Here is a 12,704-nt window from a genome sequence, read left to right on the forward strand (position 1 = left end):
ATTCGGCTTCGCACTGAGAACCGAACACGACCCACATATCTCGAGGAGAAGAAAACATGGGAAAGCTCGACGGCAAATCATCTCTCGTGACCGGAGCCGGCCGAGGAATCGGCCGGGCCATCGCGCTCAAGCTCGCCTCAGAGGGCGCGCGCGTCGTGGTCAACGACCTCGACTCGGAGCCGGCGCATGCGGTCGTCGACGAAGTCCGTGCGCTGGGCGGCGAGGCCGTCGCGGTGCCCGGCAGCGTCGTCGAGGACGGGTTCGCCGAGAGGTTCGTGCAGACTGCGGTCGACGAATTCGGCGGTGTCGACATCATCATCAACAACGCCGGATACACCTGGGACGCGGTCATCCAGAAGATGACCGACGATCAGTGGCGCGCGATCGTCGACCTCCACCTGAAGGCGCCGTTCGACATCCTCCGCGCCGCGCAGCCAGTGATCAGCGCCGCTGCGAAGGCGGAGAAGGCCGAGGGGCGTGCGGTGCACCGCAAGGTGGTCAACATCTCCTCGGTCGCAGGGGTGTTCGGCAATGCCGGGCAGGCCAACTACTCGGCCGCCAAGGCGGGGGTCATCGGGCTGACCAAGACCCTGGCCAAGGAGTGGGGCCGGTACAACGTCAACGTCAACTGCGTCGCGTTCGGCTTCATCCTGACGCGCCTGACGGAGGTGTCGGCGGACGGCGACGCCACGATCGATATCGAGGGACGCGAGATCAAGGTAGGCGTCAACCCCGCGGTCCTCGAGGCATTGAAATCGGGCATTCCACTGGGACGTTCGGGCACGCCCGAGGAGGCTGCGGGCTCGGTCGTCATGCTCACCTACCCCGAGGCCGACTACGTGTCGGGGCAGCTACTGGTGACCGGCGGTGGGTTCGAGGGCTGAGGGCGCGATGCCGCGCGGCGAGCGGTGGGCGATAGTCGTCAAGCGCTGGATATCAGCTGTCTCGCAACGCGTATGTTGTACGGGAATCACCATCAGCAGTGCCAGCGCCGCCGCCCGGTGACGGGCCTCGGACACCCGGATCGTGGGCAGCGAGGGATCGACTGGGACATCTGGCGGCACGGGTGGTGTATAGGCCCCTGATGGTGTCGGCTCGGCTTGTGTCGGGCCGCGGGCGCGGACACTACGCCGAGCCTCTGCGTCGGCGGGAACGGCGACTACCGGCGCCCGGACAACGGACGCGTGCCGCCGGATTGGATCAGGCGACCGGCGCAGATCTCCGTCGAGGTGCGTAAAGGATGATCGGCATCAGGGATATCGAGTTGGTGGCACCGGACGTTGCGCTGCATGACTCGTGGCTCGACGCGCGCACTGAGTGGGGCGGCGCAGGGGTGCGGGTACGGCTCAGCCCCGAGTGATCCGCGTGGCGTGGCCGCTGATGCGGGCGAGGTCTTCGTGGAGAGTGGCGTGGATCGTGCTGGGCCGGCCCATCTCCACCCCCTGCGTGATCACGATGGTCTCCTCGGCGGCCAGACGACGGTGCGCACGGAGGTAGCCGACGAGCGCGGCGGCCGCAGCGCCGGTGGCGGGATCTTCGACGACTCCGCCCCAGGCGAAGGGGTCACGGGCCCGCCAGTGAGCGGGACTGGTCGGCACGACGGCCTGGATCGTGATCCAGGTCTGGGCACGACACAGCTGTTGCAGCGCTGCGAAGTCGTAGTCGAGGTGTCCCAGGCGTTCGAGGTCCCGCAGCACCAGCACGGGGTGCTTGTTCCCACCGAATCCGACAGCCGGCGGGTAGGTGGGGTCGAGGTCGGCGTGAGTCCAGCGCAGAGCAGCGAGCAGCTGGTCGAGCAGCACGCCATCGAGCGGGAGACAATCGACTGCTGGACTGTCGAGCGTGCCGACGGTGCCCGATTCGTCCCTGCGTGAACTGATGTCGATGACACCCGCATTCGATGTCAGCGTGTAGGAGCCCGGCCCGTACGTTTCTCCCAATGCGACCGCAGTCGCGATGGTCGCGTGCCCGCAGAAGTCGACCTCGCCTTCAGGAGAGAAGTAGCGCACGCGGATCGGTGCACGCTCCGTGATCGGCGTGGTGAGGAACGCGGACTCGCTGTAGCCGACGTCGGCAGCGATCCGCTGCATGTCCTCGTCTGCCAGGTCGCGTGCGTCCAGGACCACGCCGGCAGGGTTCCCACCCTCCTGTGTATCGCTGAACGCCCGGTATCGATCGAGTCTCGACATGGTGCCTTCCTTGCTGTCCGGTAGTCCTACCGGCTCTCGGCGTCGTTGCCGCCCCGGGCTCAGATGAGCGCGCGCAGGCCGTCGACGAGCGGGGTCGTCGGGCGGCCGATGAGGCGGGCGAGTGTGCCGTCGGTGTCGGCGAGTGCGCCGTCACGGATGTCGGCGTCGAGGGTCGTCACGAAGCCGATCGTCCCCGCGTCGAGTCCGGCCGCCTGGAGCGCTGCGGCGTGCTCCTCGGTGGTCAGGGAGCGGTACTCGACCGGGCGCCCGGAGATCTCGGCGATCGCGGCGGCGAGGTCGTGGAAGTTCCAGGCGATGTCGCCGCCCAGCTCGTACACCGACCCGATATGCCCGTCCTCGAGCAGAACGACCGCGGCGGCGTCCGCGTAGTCCTTGCGGCTCGCCGACGCGACTCGCCCCTCGCCGGCGCTCGCGACGATCACCCCGGTCTCGGATTTGCGCGCCTGGTCGGCGTAATTCTCGGTGTACCAGTTGTTGCGCAGGATCACCGCGGGCAGTCCGGCCGCGGCGATCGCCTCCTCCGTGGCCTTGTGCTCGGGGGCGAGGACGAGGTCGGTGGTCGTGGCCTTCGGTGCGCTCGTGTAGACGAACTTGGACACGCCCGCCGCCTTGGCTGCGTCGATCACGGCCTGGTGCTGCGCGATTCGACTGCCGACCTCGGATCCGGAGATCAGCAGCACCGAGTCGACGCCCTCGAGCGCGGCGCCGACGGTGGCGGCGTCGCCGTAGTCGAGCGGGACCACGCGCACGCCGCGCTCGGCGAGGTCGGCGGCCTTCGCGGTGTCCCGTGCCCCGGCGACGATACTGCGCGGCTCCGCGCCGTGCTCGAGGAGGCTATCGATGACGAGGCGTCCGAGCTTGCCGGTCGCACCGGTGACGAGGATGGTCATGGGCTTCCCTTCGTAGTGTGATCATCCGGCTCAACCGGAGGACGCCGCGGTGCATTCCATTCGAGGGGTACCCACTTTGAAGTAAGATACCTACATGAAGGTAAGTTTTGCGCGGATCAAGGGGGATCAGCCCGAATTGTTCGACGAGGGATGCGGCACCCGCGTGATCCTGGACCACGTCATGAGCAAGTGGGGCGTCCTGGTGCTCGCGAGCCTCTCCGACGGCACGCTGCGGTGGGGCGAGCTGCGGCGCGAGGTCACCGGCATCAGTGAGAAGATGCTCGCCTCGACCCTCCGGACGCTGGCGGGAGACGGTCTGGTGCACCGGGAGTCGTTCCCGGCGGTGCCTCCGCACGTCGAGTACAGCCTCACTCCGCTCGGGCGGGAGCTGATGGACCGGATGCTGCCTCTCCTGGCGTGGATCGGCGACAATGCCGACGGCATGCTCGGGCGGGAGCAGGGATCTACGGCGGTCCGAAAAGCAGCTTCCGCTGGAAAGTGACACTGTATCGATGCTGGACGAGGCTGCCGGTCGTCCGCTGGATCCCACCGATGCCGAATCGAAGGCGATGCTTCCCGCCCATCCGGTGACCTCCCGCCCGCTGGATGTCCGCTAGCCCATCCGTGCCCGTGGGATTGAGAAAACATGATGGGGTGCAGGGCAGTTCGTGGGTTAAGCGGGGGATTCGGCGTACGAGCCGGGGGTGCGGCCATAGGTGCCGCGGAAGGCGTCGATGAACGCGCTCGGCGTCGGCCAGCCGCAGCGGACGGCGGTGGTGGTCACGGACTCGCCCTCGACCAGCAGGATCAGGGCCTGATGCAACCGCAGTTGCGCGCGCCACTGCGGATAGCTCATGCCCAGCTCGGCGCGGATCAGGCGACTGAGCGTTCGCTCGCTGGTGGCGCAGCGCGCGGCGAGCCGCTTGATACCGACGGGCTGTGAGAGGTCGGCAACGATCTCGTCCCGCGCCTGGATCAGCCGCGGGTCGCTGGGCTCCGCCACGCTCAGCGGTTCGCGCGGCCGCCGGCGCAGCTGGTCCACGAGGACGGTGCGCAACCGCTCGGCCTCGTCGGCGCCCAGGCCGACGGGGTCCGAGCACGCGACGATCAGCTCGCGCAGCAGCGGCGTCACCGTCATCACCGTGGGTCCGTCGGAGTCGAGGCTGTGCACCGCGGGATCGAATGCCACACAGTGGAACCGGGCGGGACCGTGGAACCGGTGCTCGTGCCACGTGCACGCGGGGATCCACACCGCGCGATCCCGCGGCGCGATCCACGTGCCCCGCGCCGTGGTCACCGCGGTGGCCCCGCTGCTCGTGTAGGCGACCTGGTGCTCGTCGTGGTAGTGCCGCTCGATGTGCTCACCGGCGGCGCGCGTCTGCGACGCGGTGGGCTGCGGGTGCCACTGGCCGATATCCGACATAAGAGGGCAGAATACCGGAAGTCGGCAGGTCGCGAGCCGCCGTAGCGTCGAATCCACTTGATCGACAGGAGGATCGATGTGACAAGCTCGGATGCCGATGTGGCTGAGGATGGTGTGGCCCAGAGTGCCGCGGGGCCGGAACCCTCCGCGTTGCGGCGCATGTGGGTGTGGATGACGGCGCACGCCGTCGACGATTTCTACCAGGGGTTGATCCCGGCCGCGGTGCCGTTCTTCGTGCTCGAGCGGCACTACAGCTACGTGGCGGCGTCGGGCCTGACGATGGCCGCTACGCTCGGCAGCTCCCTCCCGCAGCCGCTCTTCGGCATCCTCGCCGACCGCCGTCGACTGCCCTGGCTCACGCCGCTGGGTGTGACGGTGGCGGGCGTCGGCGCAGGTCTGGCCGGGCTGGCGCAGCAGTACTGGCTGGTGTGGCTGCTGCTGCTCGTGTCCGGGCTGGGTGTGGCGGCGTTCCACCCCGCGGCCGGCCGCGGAGCGCGACGAGACGCGGGCGGAAGCGCATCGGCGATGAGCCTGTTCGCGGCGGGCGGCAGCGTGGGGTTCTTCCTCGCACCGGCGCTGGTCACGCCGGCACTGGTGGGACTGGGCCTGGCGGGCACGGCGGTGTTCATCCCGCCCGCGGCGATCATCGGCTTCGTGCTGTGGCAGCAGGAGCGCCGCCGGGGAGCACAGCACGCCGGCGGCGTGCATGTCACCGGCCGCGACCGCTGGCTGCCCTTCTCGCTGCTGACCGCGCTCGAGGTGGTGCGGTCCACCGTGTTCTTCGGCGTCAACACGTTCATCGCGCTGTACTGGATCCGCGATCTCGGCGGCTCGCAGTCCCTCGGCGGCGTCGCGCTGGCCGCGTTCCTGATCGGGGGCGTCGTGGGCACCCTGACCGGCGGCCGGCTCGGCGACCGCTGGGGCTCGGTGCGCACGATCCGGATCGGCAGCGTCCTCGCGATCCCCGCTCTGGTTCTGCTGCGCTGTGTCCCGGACGCGCACGCGGCGCTGGCGCTGGCGGCCCTGGCCGGCATCGCCGTCAACATCCCGTTCGCGGTGCTGGTCAAGCTCGGGCAGGACTACCTGCCCAGCCGACCGGGCACGGCCGCCGGGGTGACGCTGGGGCTCGCGGTGAGCATCGGCGGCCTGTTCACGCCGCTGTTCGGCGCACTGGCCGATGCGCACGGGCCCGGCGCGGTCCTGACGGCGTTGTGCGTCGTGCCGGTCGCCGCGGTAGTGCTTGCCATGCTGCTCCCCGAGCCGGGGACCGGGAGCGTCCCCGTAACCGGGCCCTGACAGCGCCGCCGTCCGAATAGTGGGGCTCGCGCCGGTGGCAGGGTCCTGCTGCGGAGGAGCGCAGTGACAGACTGGCCGCGTGAGCGATCGGGCACAGGAACGGGTACGGCGGGTGCACCTCGGGGACGTGGACCCGGCCGTGTTGGCGGCGCTCGCCGCCCGCACGTTCCCGCTCGCGTGCCCGGCCGAGCTGCCGCCGTCCGACATCGCCGCGTTCGTCGACGTCCACCTGTCCCCATCGGTGTTCGCCGACCACCTCGACGATCCCGCCGCACACGTCTACCTCTCGGGTACGGCTACCCATCCCGACGGCTACGCCCTTGTGCTGCATGGCATCCGATCGGAGGCGCCGGGACGGTGGGCGGCGCGGCACACGGCGTACATCTCCAAGATCTACGTCGACGCCGCGCAGCACGGCGCGGGCGTGGCCGCCGGGCTGATGGCCGCGGTGCTCGACGGTGCCCGCGCGGACCGTTGCCGCGCGGCGTTCCTCGGTACCAACCGCGGCAACGCCCGAGCGAAGCGGTTCTACGCCAAGTCCGGCTTCGACATCGTGGGCGAGCGGCGATTCACCGTCGGCTCGATCGCCTGCATCGACGACGTGCTGCTGCTCGAGCTGTAGGTTTTCGACCACTTCGATCCGTGTCGGCCGGTCGGGTGGCGGCGGCGCGCGCTCTGCGTAGGGTGGTTCGGACGACGACCTGTGGAGGCGCGCGTGATCGAGTTCGATGTGGTGTCCAAGGTGTACCCGGACGGGACGATCGCCGTCGACGCCTTCTCTCTGACGGTGCCCTCGCATACGACGACGGTGTTCGTCGGCTCGTCCGGGTCGGGCAAGACGACCCTGCTGCGGATGATCAACCGGATGGTGGAGCCGAGCGGCGGCCGGGTCACGATCGACGGTCAGGACATCCGCGACCGGAACGCGGTCGCGTTGCGCCGGTCCATCGGATACGTGATGCAGCAGGGAGGCCTGCTACCGCACCGCACGGTGATCGACAACGTGGCGACGGTGCCGGTGCTCAACGGGGTCCCGGCCCGTCGCGCGCGGGAGGCGGGGATCGAGCTGTTGACCCGGGTAGGGCTGGACGCCTCGATCGCCCGCCGCTACCCCCACCAGCTCTCCGGCGGCCAGCAGCAGCGGGTCGGCGTCGCCCGGGCCCTGGCGTCGGACCCGAACATCCTGCTGATGGACGAGCCGTTCGGCGCCGTCGACCCCGTGGTGCGGCGCGAGCTGCAGGACGAATTGATGCGCCTGCAGGCCGAACTCGGCAAGACGATCGTGTTCGTCACGCACGACATCGACGAGGCTTTCCTGGTCGGCGACCAGGTCGCGATCCTCAAACCGGGCGGAGTGCTCGCCCAGCACGGGACCCCGCAGGAGGTCCTCGACGCTCCCGCGGACGATTTCGTGGCCGAGTTCATCGATGCCGGGCGGCCCCGGAGCGTGCTGCGGTGAACTGGGTCGGCGAGAACTGGGGCCAGATCGCCACATACGGGCTCGCTCACGTCTGGCTGAGCGTGATCCCGATCGTGATCGGTACCGTCGTGGCCGTGCCGATCGGCTGGGTGGCCAACCGGCGGCGGCTGTCCCGAGGTGTCCTGCTGTCGATAACCGGTGTGCTGTATGCGATCCCGTCGCTGCCGCTGTTCGTGGTGCTGCCGTCGCTGTTGGGCACCAAGATCCTGTCGCCGGTCAATGTCGTAGTCGCCCTGACCATCTACGCGGTGGCGCTGATGGTGCGTTCGGCGGCCGACGCGTTCGCCGCCGTCGACGGTGGGATCACGCTGTCGGCGGTGGCGGTCGGATACGGCGGATGGCGGCGGTTCTGGGGGGTCGAGATCCCCGTGGCAGGGCCGGTCCTGCTGGCGGGGATCCGGGTGGTCGCGGTGAGCACCGTCAGCCTGGTCACCGTGGGCTCGCTGATCGGCGTGAACTCGTTCGGGTACTTCTTCATCGACGGCTACCAGCGCGACTTCCCGACCGAGATCTGGGTGGGCATCGTCGGCACCGTCGTGATCGCCCTGTTCCTCGATCAGATCCTGGTGCTGCTCGGCTGGTGGCTGATGCCGTGGGCGCGCAGGTCCGGCAACAGCGGGCGACTCGGCGGCAGGTGGCTGCGCCAGAGGCGGGACGCCGCGGCGACGCGGGCGGCGGTCACGCCGTGAACTCCTTGAGCAGCACGCTGCACTGGCTGACCGATCCCGCCCAGTGGCGGGGCGCCACCGGCATCGCCACTCGGATCGCCCAGCACCTCGAGTACTCCGCCGTCACCGTCGTCATCGCGGCGGCGATCGCACTCCCGATCGGCATCGCGATCGGCCACTACCGGCGCGGCGGCGTCATCGTGCCGTTCACCGGCGCGCTGCGCGCCCTGCCGACGTTGGGCCTACTGGCGGTGCTCGCGCTGGCGGTCGGGATCGGCATCCTGGCACCGATGATCGCGTTGGTGATCATGGCCCTGCCGCCTGTCCTGGCCGGCGCGTACTCCGGCGTGGAGGCCGTCGATCCGACGACGGTGGATGCGGCGCGCGCCAGCGGGTTCACCGAGTGGCAGGTGGTGTGGCGGGTCGAGCTGCCCCTGGCCCTGCCGCTGCTGGTCGGGGGGATCCGGGCGGCGTCGCTGCAGGTGATCGCGACCTGGACCGCCGCCGCGTTCCTGCCGGTCGGCGGCTTGGGGCGGTTCCTCATCGACGGGCTGGCCACCCGCGATTATGCACAGATGCTGGGCGGTTCGGTGATCGTGATCGTGCTCGCCCTGGTGATCGACGGCGTGGTCGCCTTCATTCAACGCCGCGTCACCCCGACCGGGGTACGGTTGCGGCAGCGCTCTGGATCCGCCTCTCTCGCAGTGTGAAAGGACCGTCTGTCGTGACCCTCCCCAAGAACCTCGTGGCCGCGGCGGCCGGAATCGCCGCCGCGACCGTCGTCCTGGCCGGATGCGGGTCGAGAAACCCGCTCGATAGCAGCGGCGCGTCCACCTCCGCGAGCGACACCGTCACCGTCGGCACGGCGAATTTCGCCGAGAGCGAGATCCTCGGCTATCTCTACGCCGACGCCCTGCAGGACAACGGGATCAAGGCAACGGTGAAGCCGGGCATCGGTGCGCGCGACGCGTACATCGCCGCGCTGAAGGACGGCTCGATCGACGCCGTGCCCGAGTACACCGGCAACCTGCTGCAGTACTTCGACGCCAAGGCCACCGCTCAGTCGTCCGACGAGGTGTACAGCGCGCTCACGAAGGCGGTTCCGTCCGGGCTGACGGTGCTCGACAAGGCCGCGGCGGAGGATGCGGATTCGTTGAACGTGACCAAGGAGTTCAGCGACACCCACCACGTGACCAGCCTGGCCCAGCTGGCCGGCTTGAAGATCCCGATCAAGGTGGGCGCGCCGCCCGAGTTCAGCACGCGGCCCTACGGATTGCCCGGCCTGAAGTCCAAGTACGGACTCGACGCCACGCTGGTGCCCATCAACGACGGCGGCGGCCCCATCACCGTCAAGGCACTGATCGACGGGCAGGTCCAGGTCGCGGACATCTTCTCGACGACGCCGGCGATCAAGCAGAACGGCTTCGTGACCCTCGCGGATCCGCAGCACATGATCCTGGCGCAGAACATCGTGCCGCTACTGGCGCGGAAGAAGGCCTCCGCCAAGGTCACCGCCGTGCTGGACAAGCTGCAGTCGATCCTCACCACCGACGACCTCATCGCGATGAACACCAGCAGCACCACGGACAAGCAGTCCGCGCAGACCATCGCACGGAACTGGCTGGACAAGCACAAGGTGACCGCCTGAGGGCGACGCACGTTGCCGCGTGGTGAGCGGGCAGACGCGCCCGGTGGGTGCGACGATGGGCGCATGGACGCGCCGGCGCAGGTGAGTGGGCACACCATCCTGTGCGGCATGGACCTGTTGGGCCTGCGGATCGTGGAGCAGTTGCACGGGTTCGGCGAGGCCGTGGTCGTGGTGTTGCATGAGCACGACGCGCGCGCCGAGGCCGTCCTCGACGGGTGGGGCATCCGCTACCTGGTGCGCGGCGCGAGCGGCGCCACAGCGCTGACCGACGCCGGTATCGCGGCCGCGGCCTCGGTGGTGTGCGTCGACCCGTCCGACGTGGTGAATCTCGAGACGGCGCTGGTCGCGCGCCGACTGCGGTCCGATGTCCGCGTCGTGGCGCGGCTGGCGAACCCCGTGGTCCGCGACGCCGTCGCCGTCGACAACGGGCCCGGCGCGGTGCTCGCCGTGGCGGACCTCGCGGCACCGTCTGTGGTCGAGGACTGCCTGCGCCGGGCGATGCATCCTGTCGAGGTGCCGGGCCTCGACCTCGTGGTGGCCACCGACGAGGTCACGCAGCCCGGCACCCTTCGCGAGTTCTACGGTGATCTCGGACCGATCGCGGTGGTCAGCGGAGTCGACAACCCGTATGCCGGGACCGCCGTGCCGTGTCCGCCGCGGGACACGGCCGTCGGCCCCGGAGACTGGGCTGCGGTGATCGGCACCCCCGCCGAACTGGCGGCGCGGGGTCTCGCGGTATCGGAGCTGATGGCGCCCGACAGGTCCCGGCCGCATCGGCGCCGACACCCGTTCGTGCGCCTGCGCGTGGGCGTCGCGCAGTTGCTCGACGACGTCGACCCGAACTTCTTCCGTGCGGTGGCGGTGATGGCGGCGTTGGTGCTGACATCGATGATCCTGCTGCGCTACACCTACAGTCGCCCCGGCATGAGTTTCCTGGACGCCCTGTACTTCTCGGCGGAGACCATCGCGACCGTGGGGTACGGCGACTTCAGCTTCCTGGGGCAGCCCCCGCTGCTGCGGCTGTACGCGATCTTCCTCATGGTGTGCGGCGTGACCAACACAGCGGTGCTCGTGGCGTTCGTATCCGACCTGCTGGTCAGTCGGCGGCTCGCGCATTCGGTGGGGCGTCGTCGCGCGCGGATGATGAGGGGCCAGATCCTCCTGGTCGGCCTGGGTGAGGTGGGCATCCGTGTCGCCGCCGAACTGGTGGCGCAGGGCCACGAGGTGGTCGCGATCGAGCTGGAGCGCGAACACCGAAACCTCGACGCGGCCGAGAAGCTGGGCGTGGCTGTGGTGTTCGGGGACGGGACGCAGCGCGACACGCTACTGGCGGCCGGGCTGGAGCGGGCCGCCGCGGTAGCGATCCTCACGTCCAGCGAGATGGCCAACATCGAGGTCGGGCTGGTGGTACGCGAGTTGCTCGGCGATCGCTGGGACGACGGTGCCGGACATCCCTCGGTGCCGGTGGTGCTGCGGATGTTCGACCTGCCGCTGGGCCGACTCGTGGCCAAGCGCTTCGGGTTCCGCAACGTGCGTTCGACGGTGGAGCTCGCGGCGCCGTGGTTCATCGGCGCGGCGCTGGGCCTGGACGTGCTGGGCACGTTCACGGTGTGGCAGGACTCGTTCATGGTGGGGGCGGTGACCATCGAGTCCGGCGGCGGCCTCGACGGCGTGCGGCTGCGGGAGCTCTCGCCCGCCACCCGGGTGGTGGCGATCGACCACGCCGCCGGCGATCTGGAGCGGAACCCGCGGCGTGACAGCCAGTTCGATGCCGGCGACGTCGCCTACATCATCGGTCCCTACGCCGAGTTGATCTCGATGCTGCGGCTCGGGCGCGCGGGGGCTGCGGCTCCCGGATAGCCGGCGCGACACCGTCGCACGCGAACCCGCCCCTGGTGGGCACCCGATGGCGCTTCGAGGCGAGCGGCTTCGCGCGCACGGCGCCCACGCGGTACCGCGGCGCGCTCGCGCACATCACCCTCACGCAGCAGGGGACGTCGTCGGGCGACGACGGGTGCAACGGTATCGGCGGCGATGCGCGCGTCGCCGACCGACACGTGACCCCGCAGGGCGCGACCGAGGCGTGGATCACGTTCGGGCCGTTGATCTCCACCATGATGGCCTGCATCCGTCGGGACGCCGGGGCACAGTTCCGGCAGGCGTTCGACGGGGTGCGCACCGTGACCGTCACCGGCGGCACGCTGCGGATCTCCGGCGGTCCGCGCGGCTATCGGGACGTCGTTGCGGCTCCGACGGTTCCGTCCGCGAGCAGCCGGTCGAGCTTGGCGTAACCCTCGGTCATCCCGCGCTCCATCCCGCTCGCGAGGATCGCGTCACGCACCGCGAAGCCGTCGACGAGGCTGCGGCCGTGCAGGCGCGTGCGCCCGTCGCCGAGGTCCTCGAACGTCAGCGTGTCGAGCGAGACGCCGTCGGGCTGGCCCTCCCACGTGAACGTCTGGACCAGGCGGGTGTCCGAGACCTCGTGGAAACAACCGTGGAAGCCGAACGTGTCGCCGCCACGGGTCTGGACGAAGCGCCAGCTGCCACCGGTACGTGCGTCCCAGTAGTCGATGGTGGTCTCGAGATCGTCGGGCCCGACCCACTTCCGGTACAGGTCGGGGTCCGTGTGCGCGCGCACGAGCTGCGCCGGGGTGGCGGCGAAGTCGCGGGTGATGCTGATGGCGGGGATGTCGGGGTCGGCGGCGACGACGGCCCGGGTGTAGGTGTTCATGCCTGATCCTTCTGTGTTCGTCGGGGTGGTCGTGGAGTCTCGTTCAGTTCTGCGAGTAGCGCGTCGAGACGCGAGTACCGCTCCTCTGCGCGCCGCTGGTAGTGCTCGATCCAGGTGGTCAGTTCGCCGAGTTTCGCGGCCTCGAGGTGCGCCGGCCGGGTCTGTGCTCGTCGGCTACGGCTGATCAGCCCCGCCTTCTCGAGGACCGAAAGGTGTTTGGACACGGCCTGGATGCTCACGTCGTAGTGCTCGGCGAGCTGGCTGAGCGTCGCGTCGCCCACCGAGAGTCGCGCGACGATATCGCGCCGCGTCGGGTCGGCGAGGGCGGCGAACGCCCGGGACAACAGGTCCGTGGTGT

At 69.8% G+C, this 12,704-nt stretch carries 15 protein-coding genes; 10 read left to right on the plus strand and 5 right to left on the minus strand.

Annotated elements, in window-relative coordinates; all coding sequences use genetic code 11:
* The first annotated feature begins 56 nt into the window (after positions 1–56).
* Positions 57–884 (plus strand): SDR family NAD(P)-dependent oxidoreductase, encoded by an 828-nt coding sequence (locus ABD908_RS00970; protein ID WP_344989596.1) that lies wholly within the window; start codon positions 57–59, stop codon positions 882–884.
* Between the two features lie 462 nt (positions 885–1,346).
* On the opposite strand, the gene ABD908_RS00975 is transcribed toward ABD908_RS00970, so the two are convergent.
* Both ABD908_RS00975 and ABD908_RS00980 read right to left on the minus strand, forming a co-directional pair.
* Entirely contained in the window at positions 1,347–2,189 is an 843-nt protein-coding gene (locus ABD908_RS00975) for a PhzF family phenazine biosynthesis protein (RefSeq protein ID WP_344989599.1), read from the minus strand.
* Between the two features lie 59 nt (positions 2,190–2,248).
* On the minus strand, positions 2,249–3,100 hold the full coding sequence (locus tag ABD908_RS00980) for an SDR family oxidoreductase (protein ID WP_344989601.1): 852 nt from the start codon (positions 3,098–3,100) through the stop codon (positions 2,249–2,251).
* A gap of 94 nt (positions 3,101–3,194) precedes the next feature.
* On the opposite strand from ABD908_RS00980, the gene ABD908_RS00985 reads away from it, so the two are divergent.
* Positions 3,195–3,602, plus strand: a complete 408-nt coding sequence (locus ABD908_RS00985) for a winged helix-turn-helix transcriptional regulator (RefSeq protein ID WP_344989603.1) — start codon at positions 3,195–3,197, stop codon at positions 3,600–3,602.
* A 171-nt stretch (positions 3,603–3,773) separates the two neighbouring features.
* On the opposite strand, the gene ABD908_RS00990 is transcribed toward ABD908_RS00985, so the two are convergent.
* Positions 3,774–4,523: an AraC family transcriptional regulator gene (locus ABD908_RS00990; protein WP_344989606.1), complete on the minus strand. Its 750-nt coding sequence runs from the start codon at positions 4,521–4,523 to the stop codon at positions 3,774–3,776.
* 159 nt (positions 4,524–4,682) lie between these two features.
* On the opposite strand from ABD908_RS00990, the gene ABD908_RS00995 reads away from it, so the two are divergent.
* The 8 genes from ABD908_RS00995 (at position 4,683) to ABD908_RS01030 (ending at position 11,906) form a co-directional block, all read left to right on the plus strand.
* Positions 4,683–5,819 (plus strand): MFS transporter, encoded by a 1,137-nt coding sequence (locus tag ABD908_RS00995; RefSeq protein WP_344989829.1) that lies wholly within the window; start codon positions 4,683–4,685, stop codon positions 5,817–5,819.
* Positions 5,820–5,898: 79 nt separating this feature from the next.
* Positions 5,899–6,441, plus strand: a complete 543-nt coding sequence (locus ABD908_RS01000) for a GNAT family N-acetyltransferase (protein ID WP_344989609.1) — start codon at positions 5,899–5,901, stop codon at positions 6,439–6,441.
* 93 nt (positions 6,442–6,534) lie between these two features.
* Positions 6,535–7,278, plus strand: a complete 744-nt coding sequence (locus ABD908_RS01005; RefSeq protein ID WP_344989612.1) for an ABC transporter ATP-binding protein — start codon at positions 6,535–6,537, stop codon at positions 7,276–7,278.
* Complete coding sequence (locus ABD908_RS01010; protein ID WP_344989614.1) at positions 7,275–7,988, plus strand: ABC transporter permease; 714 nt, start codon at positions 7,275–7,277, stop codon at positions 7,986–7,988. Before ABD908_RS01005 ends, ABD908_RS01010 begins: the two co-directional genes overlap by 4 nt.
* Positions 7,934–8,677: an ABC transporter permease gene (locus ABD908_RS01015; protein WP_344989616.1), complete on the plus strand. Its 744-nt coding sequence runs from the start codon at positions 7,934–7,936 to the stop codon at positions 8,675–8,677. The genes ABD908_RS01010 and ABD908_RS01015 overlap by 55 nt, the downstream gene beginning before the upstream one ends.
* Positions 8,678–8,691: 14 nt before the next feature.
* On the plus strand, positions 8,692–9,615 hold the full coding sequence (locus ABD908_RS01020) for an ABC transporter substrate-binding protein (protein ID WP_344989618.1): 924 nt from the start codon (positions 8,692–8,694) through the stop codon (positions 9,613–9,615).
* A 63-nt stretch (positions 9,616–9,678) separates the two neighbouring features.
* Positions 9,679–11,475 (plus strand): NAD-binding protein, encoded by a 1,797-nt coding sequence (locus ABD908_RS01025; RefSeq protein ID WP_344989619.1) that lies wholly within the window; start codon positions 9,679–9,681, stop codon positions 11,473–11,475.
* Positions 11,476–11,510: 35 nt separating this feature from the next.
* Complete coding sequence (locus tag ABD908_RS01030) at positions 11,511–11,906, plus strand: META domain-containing protein (RefSeq protein WP_344989620.1); 396 nt, start codon at positions 11,511–11,513, stop codon at positions 11,904–11,906.
* On the opposite strand, the gene ABD908_RS01035 is transcribed toward ABD908_RS01030, so the two are convergent.
* Both ABD908_RS01035 and ABD908_RS01040 read right to left on the minus strand, forming a co-directional pair.
* Positions 11,843–12,346: an SRPBCC family protein gene (locus ABD908_RS01035; RefSeq protein ID WP_344989621.1), complete on the minus strand. Its 504-nt coding sequence runs from the start codon at positions 12,344–12,346 to the stop codon at positions 11,843–11,845. The genes ABD908_RS01030 and ABD908_RS01035 overlap by 64 nt on opposite strands.
* Positions 12,343–12,690: an ArsR/SmtB family transcription factor gene (locus ABD908_RS01040; RefSeq protein WP_344989622.1), complete on the minus strand. Its 348-nt coding sequence runs from the start codon at positions 12,688–12,690 to the stop codon at positions 12,343–12,345. Before ABD908_RS01040 ends, ABD908_RS01035 begins: the two co-directional genes overlap by 4 nt.
* Between the last annotated feature and the right edge of the window lie 14 nt (positions 12,691–12,704).

The organism is Tsukamurella soli (genome assembly GCF_039541155.1).
Classification (GTDB): domain Bacteria; phylum Actinomycetota; class Actinomycetes; order Mycobacteriales; family Mycobacteriaceae; genus Tsukamurella; species Tsukamurella soli.